We start from the raw sequence: 15,012 nt of genomic DNA, 5'->3' as shown, positions 1-15,012 counted from the left end.
TCTGTGAGGGCCGGCCGCGCTTATCAATCGGCCCGGCTCCCGCTACCCTTGGCCGGCATGACGGCCAAGGTGCCGTTTCGTTCCTGAGCTGCCAATATGCGTGTTGATCAATTCGATTTCGATCTGCCCGAAGACCGGATCGCGCTGCGGCCGGCCAGCCCGCGCGATTCCGCGCGCCTGCTGGTGGTCGATGGTGAACGGCTGGAAGACCGGATCGTGCGCGACCTGCCTTCGCTGCTGAGGCCGGGCGATGCGCTCGTCTTCAACGACACGAAGGTGATCCCGGCGCGCCTTGCCGGTCTACGCCGGCGCGGCGAGGGCGCGGCGCGGATCGAGGCGACGCTGCATATGCGGGCCGGGCCAGATCGGTGGCAGGCGTTCCTCAAACCGGCAAAGCGCGTGGCGGTGGGCGAGCGCATCCGGTTCGGCCATGACGGCGAAGCCTGTTTTCTAGGCGCACTCGACGCCACCGTCGCGGAAAAGGGCGAGGGCGGCGAGGCGCTGCTTGTCTTCGAGCTGTCGGGGCCGGCTCTCGACGAGGCGATCATGGCGGCCGGCCACATGCCGTTGCCGCCCTATATTGCCGCCAAGCGGCCCGAAGACGAGCGCGACCAGCAGGACTACCAGACCGTCTACGCGCGCGAGGAAGGCGCGGTCGCAGCGCCCACCGCCGGCCTGCACTTCACGCCGGAACTGCTGGAGGCGCTGAAGGCGGCGGGCATCGAGATGCACTTCGTGACGCTGCATGTGGGGGCGGGGACATTCCTGCCGGTCAAGGCCGAGGAGACGGAAGACCACCGCATGCATGCCGAGATCGGCGTGGTGAGCGAAGGCACGGCCGCAGCGCTGAACGCCGTCAAGGCGCGGGGCGGGCGCATCGTTTCCGTGGGCACGACCTCGCTGCGGCTCATGGAAAGCGCGGTCGGCGAGGATGGGCTGCTCAAACCGTGGTCGGGGGCGACCGACATCTTCATCACGCCCGGATACCGGTTCCGCACGGCCGACATTCTGATGACCAATTTTCACCTTCCGCGCTCGACCCTTTTCATGCTCGTTTCCGCGTTCAGCGGGCTCGAGCGCATGAAACGGGCCTATGCGCATGCCATCGCAAGCGGCTACCGCTTCTATTCCTATGGCGATGGCAGCCTCCTGTTCAGGGCAGAGCCGTGACCGACGCATTCTCTTTTCATCTTCTGGCGCGGGACGGAGAAGCCCGGCGCGGCGAAATTTCCACGCCGCGCGGGGCCATCCGCACGCCGGCCTTCATGCCGGTCGGCACCGGCGGCACGGTCAAGGCGATGTATCTCGACCAGGTGCGGGCGCTGGGCAGCGACATCATCCTGGGCAACACCTACCATCTGATGCTGCGGCCGGGCGCTGAGCGCGTGGCGCGGCTCGGCGGGCTGCACGAGTTCGCGCGTTGGCCCTATCCGATCCTGACGGATTCGGGCGGCTTTCAGGTGATGTCGCTGTCGGCGCTGCGCAAGATCACCGAAAAGGGCGTCACGTTCCGCTCGCATGTCGATGGGCAGGTGTTCGACATGTCGCCGGAACGTTCCATCGAAATCCAGGGCCTTCTGGACTCCGACATACAGATGCAGCTCGACGAGTGCGTGGCGCTGCCGGCGGACGAAAAGGAGATCGCGCGGGCGATGGAGCTTTCGCTGCGCTGGGCGGAGCGGTGCAAGACGGCCTTCGGCGACCAGCCTGGAAAGGCCATGTTCGGCATTGTCCAGGGCGGCGACGACCTGAAGCTGCGCGAGCGTTCCGCATCGGCCCTGGCTGCGATGGACCTGAAGGGCTATGCCGTCGGCGGGCTGGCGGTGGGCGAGCCGCAGGGGGTGATGCTGGAGGTGCTGGCGGCCACATGCCCGGCGCTTCCGTCCGACAAGCCGCGCTATCTGATGGGGGTCGGAACGCCGGACGATATCCTGCGGTCGGTCGAGCGGGGCGTCGACATGTTCGATTGCGTGATGCCCACCCGCGCAGGCCGCCACGGGCTTGCCTTCACCCGCCGCGGCAAGATTAACCTCAAGAATGCGCGCCATGCGGAAGATCCGCGCCCGCTGGACGAGGAGAGCGATTGCCCGGCGACGCGGGACTATTCGCGCGCCTATCTGCATCATCTGGTGAAGTCCGGGGAGGCGCTGGGCGGCATGCTGCTCACCTGGAACAATCTGGCCTACTACCAGGGCCTGATGGCCGACATCCGTGCGGCGATCGAAGCGGGCCGGTTCGCCGAACGGGCAGGGGAGATTCGCGAGGAATGGATGCGGGGCGACGTACCGGCCCTGTGAGTCTGCCCGTCGCTGCGGCAAGTCCGGGCTGGCGCTGCCTGTGCGGCGTCCATGCTGCCCACGGATTGGGCAGAAGACGGCAAGCCTTAGAAATTGCTTGCTTTTGCCTGGCAAGGACGCTGAAATGCCCTTCTAGAAGGAGCATTTCTTGACCGCGTTCGACGAGATGCGCCTGGGGGCCCGGGCGAGACAGCCATACGAAGCGTACGAGGACTGGTTCAACCAGCAGGATGCGGGTCGTCTCAACGAGAAATCGTTGGATGCGGAGCGGGTTTTCCGGCGCACCGGCATCACCTTCGCGGTCTATGGCGACACCGAAGCGGCCGAGCGGCTCATTCCCTTCGACATCGTTCCGCGCATCATCTCCGGCAAGGAGTGGCGCCGCCTGGTGCAGGGGATAGAGCAGCGGGTTCAGGCGTTGAACGCCTTCCTTGACGATATCTATCACCGCCAGGAGATATTGCGCGCCGGCCGCATCCCCAAGGAGATCATCGCCGGAAACGAGGCCTTCCTGCCGGAAATGATCGGCGTACGGCCGCCGGGCGGCGTCTATACCCACATTATCGGCGTCGATATCGTGCGCACCGAAGAGAACGAGTTCTTCGTGCTCGAGGACAATGCGCGCACGCCCTCGGGCGTCTCCTACATGCTGGAGAACCGGGAGACGATGATGCAGCTCTTTCCGGAGCTGTTTCAGAAGATCAAGGTCCTGCCGGTGGAGAACTACCCGCAGTTGCTGCGCGAGTCCCTGGGGGCGGTTCGGCCGAAGGGCTGCGAGGGCAAGCCGACCATCGCCGTGCTCACGCCCGGCAGCTTCAATTCTGCCTATTTCGAGCACGCCTTCCTTGCCGACCAGATGGGCGTGGAACTGGTGGAGGGACAGGACCTCAGGGTCATCGACGGGCGCGTGGCGATGCGCACGACCCAGGGCTACAAGCCCATCGATGTGCTCTATCGCCGGGTTGACGACGATTTTCTCGATCCGCTGACGTTCCGGCCAGATTCGGCGCTGGGCGTGCCCGGCATCATGGATGTCTACCGGGCCGGCAACATTGCCATTGCCAACGCGCCCGGCACCGGTATCGCCGACGACAAGGCGATCTATTCCTACATGCCCGAGATCGTGGAGTTCTATACGGGCCGCAAGGCCATCCTTCAGAATGTGCCGACCTGGCGCTGCGCGGAAGCGGACAGCCTTGCCTATGTGCTGGAGCATCTGGAGGAGCTGGTGGTCAAGGAGGTTCACGGGTCGGGCGGCTACGGCATGCTGGTGGGGCCTGCCGCCTCGAAGAAGGAGAGGGAGGCTTTTGCGCAGAAGCTGAAGGCCAGGCCCGCCAACTACATCGCGCAACCGACCCTTTCCCTTTCGACCTGCCCGATCCTGACCGATGGCGGGCTGGCGCCGCGGCATGTCGATCTGCGGCCCTTCGTGCTGGTGTCGGACCGTATCCGCATCGTGCCCGGCGGGCTGACGCGGGTGGCGTTGAAGGAGGGATCGCTGGTGGTCAATTCATCTCAAGGGGGCGGGACGAAAGACACATGGGTTCTCGATGACTGACCCGCAGCAATTGATGGCCGCACGATGCCGGGGACGCTGCTGATGCTTCTGGGGCGGGCGGCGAACGGGCTTTACTGGATGAGCCGGTATATCGAGAGGGCCGAGAATATGGCCCGGCTTGTCGATACGGGGCAGCGGCTCGCCCTGACCCAGACGAGCTCCCCCGCCGACGAATGGGCCTCGGTCATGACCAGCGCCGGCGTGCGCGATGCCTTCGAACAGTGCTACGACGAATATGATGCGCGCAGCGTCTCGGATTTTCTTCTGCGCGACCTGTCCAACTCATCCAGCGTGATGGCCTCCATGGAGACGGCGCGGATGAACGCGCGCATGGTCCGGACATCGCTCACGCGGGAGGTATGGGAAAGCATCAACGAGGCCTGGATGGCGCTGCGGCGGATGCTGACGCGGCCCATCGACGAGCGCGACATGCCGAGCGTCCTCGACGCGATCAAGCGCGAGACGGCGCTGATCCGGGGGGCTTTCCAGGGCACCATGCTGCGCAACGAGATCTTCGACTTCGCGCAGATCGGAACGCTCATGGAGCGGGCCGACAACACGGCGCGCATTCTCGACGTCAAATATTACATATTGCTTCCGTCGGCGACGTGGGTGGGATCATCGCTCGACAATCATCAGTGGCAGCTGATCCTGCGGTCGGTCTCGGCGCATCGTTCGTACCGCTGGAACTATGAAGGGGATTATCAGCCGGGCAACATCGCCCACTACCTGATCCTCAATCGACGCATGCCGCGCTCGCTCGCCTTCTGCTATCGCGGCATCTGCGATTCCCTTGAGTTTCTTACCGAGGAGTACGGAACCCGGCATAAGTCGCTGGATCGGGCGGGCGCGAAGCTCTCCAAGCTCAAAACGGCCACAGTCGGAGATATATTCGACGAGGGGCTGCACGAATTCCTGAGCGAGTTCATTCGCGATAACGCCGAGCTGGGCAACCAGATCGCGGCGGATTATCGCTTTTATGAGTGAGATCCATGCGTCTAAAAATTTCCCACTGCACCGAATACGCTTACGACGCGCCGCTTTCCTACGCCTTGCAGCGGCTGCGGGTGTTTCCCAAGAGCGATGTTGTCCAGAAAGTCGTGGAATGGTCGCTGGCAATCGAGGGTGCGCGTGAAGAGGTGCGCTACGACGACTGCTATGGCAACGACACGCGGCTTCTGAGCATCGAAGGCGCGCCGCAGACGATCACCGTCACGGCCTCGGGCACGGTCGAAACGGTCGACACCGCCGGCGTTTCGGGCCGGCATGCGGGGCTCGCGCCCCTGTGGCTCTTCGAGCGCGATACGGCGCTGAGCGCTGCCGGCGAGAAGATCACGGCGCTGGTGGCGGAGATCGGGGAGGGCTCCGACCTCGACCGGCTTCATCAGCTGATGCTGCTCATACGCGGGCGCGTCGCCTATGAGACGGGGACGACGGAAGCGACCACCACGGGCGAGGAGGCGCTTTGCGCCGGCCGGGGCGTTTGCCAGGACCATTCGCACATCTTCCTGGGCGCGGCGCGCAAGCTGGGCTACCCGGCCCGCTATGTGAGCGGCTATCTGCGCATGGACGGTGTCGACGAGCAGACGGCGAGCCACGCCTGGGCGGAGGCCCATGTGGCGGAGATCGGCTGGGTCGGCTTCGATTGCTCCAACGGCATTTCCCCGGACGAGCGTTATGTGCGCATCGCGACGGGACGGGACTACCGTGACGCCATGCCTGTAATGGGCATTCGGCTGGGACAGGCGCAGGAACAGCTTGCAGTCCACATCACGGTCGAGCAGTAATTCGCTCAGCTATTTTAGAGGATTCGCACCGGCATGACTTATTGCGTCGGGCTCAAGATCGATCGTGGGCTGGTCTTCATGTCCGATACGCGGACGAATGCCGGCGTCGACAACGTCTCCACGTTCAAGAAGATGCATTGCTGGACCAAGCCCGGCGAGCGGGTTCTGGTGCTTCTGTCGGCGGGGAACCTGGCGACAACACAGGCGGTGGTGAGCCTGCTCGACGAGCGGACCAAGGCGCCTGAAGAGCGTTCCGCCACCATGCTAGAGGTGCCTTCGCTCTATCAGGCGGCCAAGCTGGTGGGTGACACCGTCAAGGAAGTCATTCGCCAGACGGCGCCGGTGGGCCAGAATGCCGACGCTTTCGGCGCATCGTTCATCCTCGGCGGGCAGATCAAGGGGATGGAGCCGCGGCTGTTCTTGATTTATCCGGAAGGTAATTTCATCGAGGCCGGCGACGACACCCCCTTCTTCCAGGTTGGCGAGACCAAATACGGCAAGCCCATTCTCGTGCGCGCGCACGATCCGAAGATGAGTTTCGAGGAAACCGTCAAGCTCTTGCTGGTCTCTTTCGATTCGACGCTGAAGTCGAACCTTTCCGTGGGAATGCCGCTCGATCTCATGTTCTACGAGCGCGATACCTATCAGGTGTCGTTCGAAAGACGCATTGAGATCGACGATCCCTATTTCAGGGCCATCTCCGATGGCTGGTCGAGCGCCCTGAAAGAGGCATTCCGCAGCCTGCCCGATTTCAGCGCCTGAGGTTTCGTTAAGCCTGCTGCAGCGGCTGCACTTTCGCATCCTTTCGTTTCTGCTATAAATTTCCTGAAACGAAAGTGAGGCCCCGATGTTTCTCCTGCCACGTCATGAACGGATCCTGCAGCTTGCCAAGGAGCATGGCCGGGTCACGGTCGATGCGTTGGCCGAATTGTTCAGCGTGACGCCGCAGACGATACGCAAGGATCTGAACGACCTCTGCGACCAGCGCCTGCTGACCCGTATACATGGCGGCGCTCTGCTGCCGTCGGGCATCGAGAACATGGAATATGAGGCGCGGCGGGAGCTGGCGGCGGATGAGAAGCGCGCCATCGGCCGCGCGGCAGCCCAGCTCATCCCCGACAAGGCGTCATTGTTCATCAATATCGGCACCACGACCGAGGCCGTGAGCGACGCACTTCTTGATCATGAGGGGTTGATGGTCATTACCAATAACATCAATGTTGCCAACAGGATGCGGGTCTATCCTTCGCTTGAGGTCATCATCGCCGGCGGTGTGGTCCGCGGTTCAGACGGCGGCGTTGTCGGCGAGGTGGCCGTTGATTTCTTCCGGCAGTTCAAGGTGGATTACGCGGTGATCGGCGTTTCGGCGATCGATGAGGACGGTGCGCTGTTCGACTTCGATTTTCGCGAGGTCAAGGTGGCACAAGCCATCATCGCCAATGCGCGGCATGTGGTGCTGGTCTCCGACTCATCCAAATTCGACCGCGCCGCGCCTGTGCGCATCGGCCATATCTCACAGGTGGACACCTTTATCACCGACCGCTGCCCCGACTCGCGCTTCAGGGCTGTTTGCGAGGAAGCGAATGTGCATCTGGTTGAGGCTTGCGCTACGGTTGAGGCTGTCTGATATTCGTTTGACATTCGTTATGCATTCGTTTTAGTTTCATTTTTGGGAGAGACTTTACGATCCATTCGGGAGGAGCGGTTGGGCCAGCGTCCGATCCAGCAAGAGTCGGTTTTCGACGTCTTCGTCATCGGCGGCGGCATCAACGGCTGCGGTGTGGCACGGGATGCGGCCGGACGCGGCTATTCGGTCGGCCTGGCCGAAATGAACGACCTCGCGAGCGGGACGTCTTCGGCTTCCACCAAGCTCATCCATGGCGGCTTGCGCTATCTCGAATATTACGAGTTCCGGCTGGTGCGCGAAGCGCTGATGGAACGCGAGGTGCTTTGGCGCAACGCTCCGCATATCATCTGGCCGATGCGTTTCGTGCTGCCGCTGCACAAGGGCATGCGGCCCGGCTGGCTGATCAGGCTCGGCCTCTTTCTCTACGACCATATCGGTGGCCGCAAGCTCCTGCCTGCCACGCGCACGCTGGACATGCGCAGCGATGCGGCGGGAAAACCGCTGAAAGCTTCCTACCGGCGCGCTTTCGAATATTCCGACTGCTGGGTGAACGACGCCCGGCTGGTCGTGCTGAACGCACGCGACGCGGCAGACCGGGGCGCCGATATCCGCACCCGAACCAAGGTATCCGGCGCGCGTATCGAAGATGGAATCTGGATTCTGACGCTCGACGATCTGTTGACGGGGTTACGCGAGGAGGTGCGGGCGCGCATGCTGATCAACGCGGCCGGACCTTGGGTCGATGAGGTGGTCGCCGGCGCGTTCGGCCGCAACGACGTTCACAATGTGCGGCTGGTCAAGGGCAGCCACATCGTCATTCCAAGAAAGTTCGACGGTGAGCGTGCCTATTTCTTCCAGAATGCGGACGGCCGCATCATCTTCGCGATCCCCTATGAAGAAGAATTCACGCTGATCGGCACGACGGACCAGGATTTCGAGGGCGATCCGGCCAAGGTGGAAATCAGCGGCGAAGAGATCGACTATCTCTGCGCCGCCGCCAGCGAGTATTTCACCGACCCGATCCACCCGGAAGACGTTGTCTGGAGCTTTTCTGGCGTGCGCTCACTGTTCGATGATGGCGCGTCGATGGCGCAGGAGGCCACCCGAGACTACGTTCTGAAGTCCGACGAAGAAACCTTCGGTGCGCCTATCGTGCATGTTTTCGGGGGCAAGATCACGACCTTCCGCCGGTTGGCGGAATCGGTCGTCGCAGAGATCGGTCGGAAGATCGGCGCGCGCGGCACCGCCTGGACGCATCGCGAAGTGCTGTCTGGCGGCGATTTCGGCCATGACGGCTACGAGCGGGAAGTCGATACCTTGCAGTCCGCCTATCCGTTTGTCCAGGCAGAGCATGCTCGGCGGCTCGTCAGGCTTTATGGCCGCGTCGCGCATAATGTCCTGAACGGAGCGACCTCGGTCGAAGATTTGGGCCGCCATTTTGGCGCCGATCTCTATGAGGTCGAGCTTCGTCATCTCGCGGCGCGCGAATGGGCCTGCACGGGCGAGGATGTGCTGTGGCGCCGCACCAAGCGCGGGCTTCGATTGTCGTCGGAGGAAGCCGGCATTGTCGATGCGTTCATGGGAGATATCGCCCGCCGGGCCAATCCGGAGGATGCAGCCGGACGCGCCGTCGAACAGGTAGCCAGAGGAGGACAGGGCCGTGCTGGAGCTGCGTAACGTCACCAAGGTCGTTTCGGGCGCCCGCCATATCAGCGGTGTTTCGCTGCGCCTTGAGGAAGGTTCGCTCAACGTCCTCCTGGGGCCGACGCTGGCGGGCAAGACCAGCCTTATGCGGCTGATGGCAGGGTTGGATCAGCCGACATCCGGCTCGGTGTGGATGGACGGCGCGGACGTGACCGGGGTGCCGGTGCAGCGCCGCTCGGTTGCCATGGTCTACCAACAATTCATCAACTATCCGGCCATGACCGTGTTTGAGAATATCGCTTCTCCTCTGCGGGTGGCGGGCACGAATGCCGAGACGCTGAAGCGCAGGGTCGGCGAGGCGGCCGACCTGCTGCGGCTCGGACCCTATCTCAACCGGATGCCGCTCGAGCTTTCGGGCGGCCAGCAGCAGCGCACGGCGCTTGCGCGGGCGATGGTGAAGGATGCAAGGCTCGTGCTGCTGGACGAGCCGCTGGCCAATCTGGACTACAAGCTGCGCGAGGAACTGCGCGCCGAGCTGCCGCGCATCTTCGCTGCTACCGGCGCGATCTTCGTCTACGCCACGACCGAACCCAGCGAGGCGCTGCTTTTGGGCGGCAACACAGCGACCCTGAGCGAGGGCCGGGTGACGCAGTTCGGTCCGACCATCGAGGGTTTCCGCAAGCCGGCGGACCTGATCACCGCTCAAACTTTTTCCGACCCTCCACTCAACACGATCGAAGTGGAGAAAAAGCGCGGAAATTTCATGCTCGACCCGACGGTGGGCCTGCCGGTTCCGGCAGAATATGAGGGGCTTGCCGATGGTCCCTATAGGATCGGTTTTCAGCCGCATCATCTTTCCCTGTCTAGCAGCACAGGCGCCGATACTGCGCTGAACGCCAGAGTGACGGTGACGGAGATTACCGGTTCGGAGAGCTTCATTCATCTGGATTATGCGGGCAACCGTTGGGTGATGCTGGAAGAAGGCGTTCATCGCCTTTCCGTCGACGACACCGTTGAGGTCTATATCGACACCAGGCATCTTCTCGTGTTCGAGCCGTCCGGACGCAGCGCCGCGCCGGCGCGGCCAGTGGCGGCATAGGAGGCGGATTATGGCACGTATAGATCTCGACAATATCCGCCACGCCTATATGGCCAATCCGGCCGGCGACGAGGATTACGCGCTCAAGAAGGTGCACCATACCTTCGTGGACGGCGGCGCCTACGCGCTTCTCGGTCCATCGGGCTGCGGCAAGACGACCTTGCTCAACATCATTTCCGGCCTGCTGCGTCCGAGTGAGGGGCAGATCCTTTTCGACACGCGCGACGTGACGGGCCTGCCGACCGAGGCGCGCAACATTGCCCAGGTCTTTCAGTTCCCCGTCGTCTACGACACGATGACCGTCTACGACAATCTGGCGTTTCCACTACGCAATCGCGGTGTTCCCGAAGGTGTGGTGGACAAGCGTGTGCGCGAAATCATCGCCATGATCGGCCTGGAGGAGCGGGCGCGGCGCAAGGCGCAGGGGCTGACGGCGGACGAGAAGCAGAAGATTTCGCTGGGCCGCGGCCTGGCGCGGGCGGACGTCAACGCCATCCTGTTCGACGAGCCGCTGACGGTTATCGATCCGCATATGAAGTGGGAACTGCGCACGCAGCTGAAGGAGCTGCATCGGCGCTTCGGCTACACGATGGTCTATGTCACCCACGACCAGACGGAGGCGCTGACTTTCGCCGACAATGTGGTGGTGATGTATGAGGGCGAGATCGTGCAGATCGGCACGCCGGAAGAGCTGTTCGAGCGTCCGAGCCACACTTTTGTCGGCTATTTCATCGGATCGCCCGGCATGAACCTTCTGCCGGCATCCGTCGACGGTGCCACGGTGCGCATAGGTTCGCAATCGCTGACATTGCCGGGCAGGGCGGGGGCCCTGGGTTCGGACCGCATCGAACTCGGCATCCGCCCCGAATTCGTGCAGCTCGGGCGCGAGGGCATGCCCATCTCAATCACCAAGGTGGAGGATATCGGGCGCAAGAAAATCGTGCGCGCCGAGCTCGAGGGTGAGACGATAGCCGCAGTGATCGATGAGGACACGGAGGTGCCGGCGGAGCCGCATGTGGTTTTCGACCCCGCGCATCTCAACCTTTATGCCAATTCCTGGCGTGTGGACCTGGAGGGCGCAGCATGAACAAGACGCTGAACAACAAGGCCTGGTTCATGGTGCTTCCGGTGCTGGTGCTGGTCGCCTTTTCGGCCGTCATTCCGCTGATGACCGTCGTCAATTATTCGGTTCAGGACACTTTCGGCAGCAACGTGTTCTTCTGGGCGGGCACCGAATGGTTCCAGGAAATACTGGCCTCCGACCGCTTCTGGGCGGCGATGGGCCGCAACCTCGTCTTCTCGGCGATCATATTGGCGATCGAGGTGCCGCTTGGCATATTCATCGCGCTCAACATGCCCCGCAAGGGCTGGGGCGTACCGGTCTGCCTGGTGCTGATGGCCTTGCCGCTGCTCATTCCCTTCAACGTGGTGGGCACGATCTGGCAGGTCTTCGGGCGGATCGACATCGGTCTGCTGGGCCATACACTCGCCGAGCTCGGCGTCAACTATAACTACGTCAATAATCCGGTGCATGCGTGGGTCACCATTATCCTGATGGATGTGTGGCACTGGACGAGTCTTGTCGTGCTGCTTTGCTATGCTGGGCTCGTTTCGATCCCCGACGCCTATTACCAGGCGGCCAAGATCGACGGTGCTTCGCGCTGGGCGGTGTTTCGCTACATCCAGTTGCCCAAGATGCACCGGGTGCTGCTGATTGCCATCCTGTTGCGCTTCATGGACTCGTTCATGATCTATACGGAGCCCTTCGTGCTGACTGGTGGCGGGCCGGGCAACACGACCACGTTCCTTTCGATCGATCTGGTGAAGCTGGCGATCGGCGAGTTCAATCTCGGCGAGGCGGCGGCGATGTCCATCATCTACTTCCTCATCATCCTTGTGATGTCGTGGGTGTTCTACACGGTGATGACAAATTACGGGACGGAGAGGCGATAATGGCGGTGAAGAACCAGACCGCGACGACGGCGGACCGCGTTGCCGCCGGAACAAGTGAGAACGCTTCCGGCAGCGCAAAGAGCCAGGAAGAACTTGGCCAGCTCATGCTGAAGCGGGGCACGCAGTCGCGCTTCTGGTGGCTGGTTCCCACGATCTACATCGTCTTTCTGATGCTGCCGATCTACTGGCTGATCAATATGAGCTTCAAGACCAACGGCGAGATACTGAGCACCTTCTCGCTCTGGCCGCAGGAACCGACGCTGCGCAACTACATGGTGATCTTCACTGATCCGTCCTGGTATTCGGGCTATATCAACTCGATCATCTATGTGGTGCTGAATACGGTGATCTCGGTCAGCGCCGCGCTGCCCGCGGCCTATGCATTTTCGCGCTACCGGTTCCTGGGCGACAAGCATCTGTTCTTCTGGCTGCTGACGAACCGCATGGCACCGCCAGCGGTGTTCGCGCTGCCCTTCTTCCAGCTTTATTCGGCCTTCAATCTGATCGATACGCATATTGCGGTCGCCATCGCGCATTGCCTGTTCAATGTGCCGCTGGCGGTGTGGATACTGGAAGGCTTCATGTCGGGGGTGCCCAAGGAGATCGACGAAACAGCCTATATCGACGGCTATTCATTCCCGCGTTTTTTCGTGAAGATCTTCATGCCTCTGATCGCTTCGGGCATCGGCGTGGCCGCCTTCTTCTGCTTCATGTTCTCGTGGGTGGAGCTTCTTCTGGCCCGCACACTGACGACGACTGCGGCCAAGCCCATCGCCGCCACCATGACGCGCACGGTGTCGGCATCCGGTCTCGACTGGGGCGTGCTGGCGGCAGCGGGCGTGCTGACCATCATTCCGGGTGCGCTCGTGATCTATTTCGTGCGTAACTACATCGCCAAGGGCTTTGCCCTGGGCCGGGTATAGGGAGGCGGCAAGGATGAGCTTGTCATGGATGGCCTGGACCTGGCCGACCGCCACGTTCTTCATCGTCATCGCGCTGCTTTTGATCTCGATGGGCGTGTGGGAGTATTTTTCGCCGGGCGGGCACCCGCGCGTGGGCATTCTGCGCTTCGAGACGACGCGCGGTGACCGCCTCTTCGTATCGCTATTGGGTAGCGCTTTCATTCATCTCGCATGGCTGGGGCTTGTCGGCCCCAACCTGTGGTGGGCTCTCGCTCTGTCGATCGTCTACGCCATCGGCGTCTTTCGGTTGGTTTAGGGGGAGAATTGGGCTGGAGGACCGCGTCGCGGTTTCTCCGTTTGAGTGCGAAATTTGCTAGGGAGGATACTATGCAACGGCACTTGTTAATGACGACCTCGGCGCTGATGCTGCTGATGACCAGCGGCGGCGCCATGGCGGGGATGGAGGAAGCCCGGGAGTTCCTCGATGCCGAGATCGGCGACCTGTCGACGCTGTCGCGCGAGGAACAGGAAGCGGAGATGCAATGGTTCGTCGATGCCGCCGAGCCATTCCAGGGCATGGATATCAAGGTGGTGTCGGAGACGATCACCACGCATGAATACGAAGCGAAGGTGCTGGCACCGGCTTTCACAGCCATCACCGGCATCAAGATCACCCACGATCTGATCGGCGAGGGCGATGTTGTCGAGAAGCTGCAGACGCAGATGCAGTCCGGCGAGAACATTTACGATGCCTATATCAACGATTCCGATCTGATCGGCACCCACTGGCGCTACCAGCAGGCGCGCAGCCTGACCGACTGGATGGCGGGCGAGGGCGCGGACGTCACCAACCCCAATCTCGACGTCGACGACTTCATTGGCAAGTCCTTCACCACAGCGCCGGACGGCAAGCTCTACCAGCTTCCCGACCAGCAGTTCGCAAACCTCTACTGGTTCCGCTACGATTGGTTCAACGATCCCGCCATCAAGGCCGAATTCCAGGAGAAATACGGCTACGAACTGGGCGTGCCGGTTAACTGGTCGGCCTATGAGGACATTGCCGAGTTCTTCACTGGTAAGGAAATCGATGGCCAGAAAGTCTATGGCCATATGGATTACGGCAAGAAGGACCCGTCACTAGGCTGGCGCTTCACCGATGCATGGCTGTCGATGGCCGGCAATGGAGACAGGGGCATTCCGAACGGCGTTCCGGTTGACGAGTGGGGCATCAAGGTTGACGAGAATTCGCGTCCCGTCGGCTCTTGCGTGGCACGCGGCGGCGATACCAACGGCCCGGCCGCGGTCTACGCCATCGAAAAGTATCTGGAGTGGCTGAACGCTTATGCTCCGCCGGAAGCCCAAGGCATGACCTTCTCCGAATCCGGCCCGGTGCCGGCGCAGGGAGCGATTGCCCAGCAGATATTCTGGTACACCGCCTTCACTGCGGACATGGTCAAGGAAGGACTGCCGGTGGTGAACGAGGATGGTACTCCGAAGTGGCGCATGGCGCCGAGCCCGCATGGTGTCTACTGGAAGGACGGCATGAAGCTTGGTTATCAGGACGCAGGTTCCTGGACGCTGATGAAGTCGACGCCGGACGATCGGGCCAAGGCAGCCTGGCTCTACGCGCAGTTCGTGACCTCGAAGACCGTGGACGTGAAGAAGAGCCATGTCGGCCTGACCTTCATCCGCGAAAGCTCGATCCAGCACGACAGCTTCACGGAACGTGCGCCGGAACTTGGCGGCCTGGTGGAATTCTACCGTTCGCCCGCTCGTGTCCAGTGGACCCCGACCGGCACCAATGTGCCCGACTATCCAAAGCTGGCACAGCTTTGGTGGCAGGCCATCGGCGACGCTTCCTCGGGTGCCAAGACGGCCCAGGCAGCCATGGACTCGCTCTGCGAGGAGCAGGAAAAGGTGCTTGCCCGTCTCGAACGCGCCGGAGTTCAGGGCGATATCGGCCCGAAACTGGCCGAAGAGCATGATCTGGAGTACTGGAACAAGCAGGCTCAGGAGGCAGGCAACCTTGCGCCGCAGCTCAAGATCGAGAATGAAAAGGAAGAGCCCAAGACCGTCAATTATGACGAGCTCGTCAAGAGCTGGAGCGACTAGCGCTTGACCGGATAACGAGGGAGGAGGCGGCCT

At 62.2% G+C, this 15,012-nt stretch carries 14 protein-coding genes; all 14 read left to right on the top strand.

Annotation, left to right across the window (positions count from 1 at the left end; genetic code table 11):
• Nucleotides 1-96: 96 nt before the first annotated feature.
• The 14 genes from queA (at nucleotide 97) to N1058_RS15005 (ending at nucleotide 14,979) form a co-directional block, all read left to right on the top strand.
• Nucleotides 97-1,170, top strand: a complete 1,074-nt coding sequence (queA, locus tag N1058_RS15070; RefSeq protein ID WP_265518414.1) for a tRNA preQ1(34) S-adenosylmethionine ribosyltransferase-isomerase QueA — start codon at nucleotides 97-99, stop codon at nucleotides 1,168-1,170.
• Nucleotides 1,167-2,297, top strand: coding sequence for a tRNA guanosine(34) transglycosylase Tgt (gene tgt, locus N1058_RS15065; RefSeq protein ID WP_265518413.1), 1,131 nt, complete (start codon nucleotides 1,167-1,169; stop codon nucleotides 2,295-2,297). The genes queA and tgt overlap by 4 nt, the downstream gene beginning before the upstream one ends.
• A 148-nt stretch (nucleotides 2,298-2,445) precedes the next feature.
• Nucleotides 2,446-3,855, top strand: coding sequence for a circularly permuted type 2 ATP-grasp protein (locus N1058_RS15060; RefSeq protein WP_420847995.1), 1,410 nt, complete (start codon nucleotides 2,446-2,448; stop codon nucleotides 3,853-3,855).
• Between the two features lie 42 nt (nucleotides 3,856-3,897).
• Nucleotides 3,898-4,842 (top strand): alpha-E domain-containing protein, encoded by a 945-nt coding sequence (locus N1058_RS15055; protein WP_265518512.1) that lies wholly within the window; start codon nucleotides 3,898-3,900, stop codon nucleotides 4,840-4,842.
• A 5-nt stretch (nucleotides 4,843-4,847) separates the two neighbouring features.
• A complete protein-coding gene (locus N1058_RS15050) occupies nucleotides 4,848-5,642 on the top strand; it encodes a transglutaminase family protein (protein WP_265518412.1) in 795 nt (264 codons plus the stop codon).
• 33 nt (nucleotides 5,643-5,675) lie between these two features.
• On the top strand, nucleotides 5,676-6,404 hold the full coding sequence (locus N1058_RS15045; RefSeq protein WP_265518411.1) for a proteasome-type protease: 729 nt from the start codon (nucleotides 5,676-5,678) through the stop codon (nucleotides 6,402-6,404).
• 85 nt (nucleotides 6,405-6,489) lie between these two features.
• Entirely contained in the window at nucleotides 6,490-7,269 is a 780-nt protein-coding gene (locus tag N1058_RS15040; RefSeq protein ID WP_265518410.1) for a DeoR/GlpR family DNA-binding transcription regulator, read from the top strand.
• A gap of 93 nt (nucleotides 7,270-7,362) precedes the next feature.
• Nucleotides 7,363-8,946: a glycerol-3-phosphate dehydrogenase gene (gene glpD / locus N1058_RS15035; protein WP_265518511.1), complete on the top strand. Its 1,584-nt coding sequence runs from the start codon at nucleotides 7,363-7,365 to the stop codon at nucleotides 8,944-8,946.
• A complete protein-coding gene (locus N1058_RS15030) occupies nucleotides 8,930-10,012 on the top strand; it encodes an ABC transporter ATP-binding protein (RefSeq protein ID WP_265518409.1) in 1,083 nt (360 codons plus the stop codon). The genes glpD and N1058_RS15030 overlap by 17 nt, the downstream gene beginning before the upstream one ends.
• A 10-nt stretch (nucleotides 10,013-10,022) precedes the next feature.
• Nucleotides 10,023-11,099 (top strand): ABC transporter ATP-binding protein, encoded by a 1,077-nt coding sequence (locus N1058_RS15025; protein WP_265518408.1) that lies wholly within the window; start codon nucleotides 10,023-10,025, stop codon nucleotides 11,097-11,099.
• Nucleotides 11,096-11,965 carry a carbohydrate ABC transporter permease gene (locus N1058_RS15020; RefSeq protein ID WP_265518407.1) on the top strand — a complete coding sequence of 290 codons (870 nt, stop codon included), beginning with the start codon at nucleotides 11,096-11,098 and terminating at the stop codon, nucleotides 11,963-11,965. The genes N1058_RS15025 and N1058_RS15020 overlap by 4 nt, the downstream gene beginning before the upstream one ends.
• 104 nt (nucleotides 11,966-12,069) lie before the next feature.
• Nucleotides 12,070-12,888, top strand: coding sequence for a carbohydrate ABC transporter permease (locus N1058_RS15015; RefSeq protein ID WP_265518510.1), 819 nt, complete (start codon nucleotides 12,070-12,072; stop codon nucleotides 12,886-12,888).
• Nucleotides 12,889-12,901: 13 nt separating this feature from the next.
• Nucleotides 12,902-13,183 carry a DUF2160 domain-containing protein gene (locus N1058_RS15010; RefSeq protein WP_265518406.1) on the top strand — a complete coding sequence of 94 codons (282 nt, stop codon included), beginning with the start codon at nucleotides 12,902-12,904 and terminating at the stop codon, nucleotides 13,181-13,183.
• A 71-nt stretch (nucleotides 13,184-13,254) separates the two neighbouring features.
• Entirely contained in the window at nucleotides 13,255-14,979 is a 1,725-nt protein-coding gene (locus tag N1058_RS15005; protein ID WP_265518405.1) for an ABC transporter substrate-binding protein, read from the top strand.
• The last annotated feature ends 33 nt before the right edge of the window (nucleotides 14,980-15,012 follow it).

Source organism: Nitratireductor luteus, assembly GCF_026162365.1.
GTDB lineage: Bacteria > Pseudomonadota > Alphaproteobacteria > Rhizobiales > Rhizobiaceae > Chelativorans > Chelativorans luteus.
This window is presented reverse-complemented; position numbering and strand designations above follow the sequence as displayed.

Coding starts and splice junctions, on each gene's coding strand:
- N1058_RS15005 (WP_265518405.1), top strand. CDS start 13,255: ATGCAACGGCACTTGTTAATGACGACCTCGGCGCTGATGCTGCTGATG.
- N1058_RS15045 (WP_265518411.1), top strand. CDS start 5,676: ATGACTTATTGCGTCGGGCTCAAGATCGATCGTGGGCTGGTCTTCATG.
- N1058_RS15010 (WP_265518406.1), top strand. CDS start 12,902: ATGAGCTTGTCATGGATGGCCTGGACCTGGCCGACCGCCACGTTCTTC.
- N1058_RS15025 (WP_265518408.1), top strand. CDS start 10,023: ATGGCACGTATAGATCTCGACAATATCCGCCACGCCTATATGGCCAAT.
- N1058_RS15020 (WP_265518407.1), top strand. CDS start 11,096: ATGAACAAGACGCTGAACAACAAGGCCTGGTTCATGGTGCTTCCGGTG.
- queA (WP_265518414.1), top strand. CDS start 97: ATGCGTGTTGATCAATTCGATTTCGATCTGCCCGAAGACCGGATCGCG.
- N1058_RS15015 (WP_265518510.1), top strand. CDS start 12,070: ATGCTGAAGCGGGGCACGCAGTCGCGCTTCTGGTGGCTGGTTCCCACG.
- N1058_RS15050 (WP_265518412.1), top strand. CDS start 4,848: ATGCGTCTAAAAATTTCCCACTGCACCGAATACGCTTACGACGCGCCG.
- N1058_RS15040 (WP_265518410.1), top strand. CDS start 6,490: ATGTTTCTCCTGCCACGTCATGAACGGATCCTGCAGCTTGCCAAGGAG.
- N1058_RS15055 (WP_265518512.1), top strand. CDS start 3,898: ATGCTTCTGGGGCGGGCGGCGAACGGGCTTTACTGGATGAGCCGGTAT.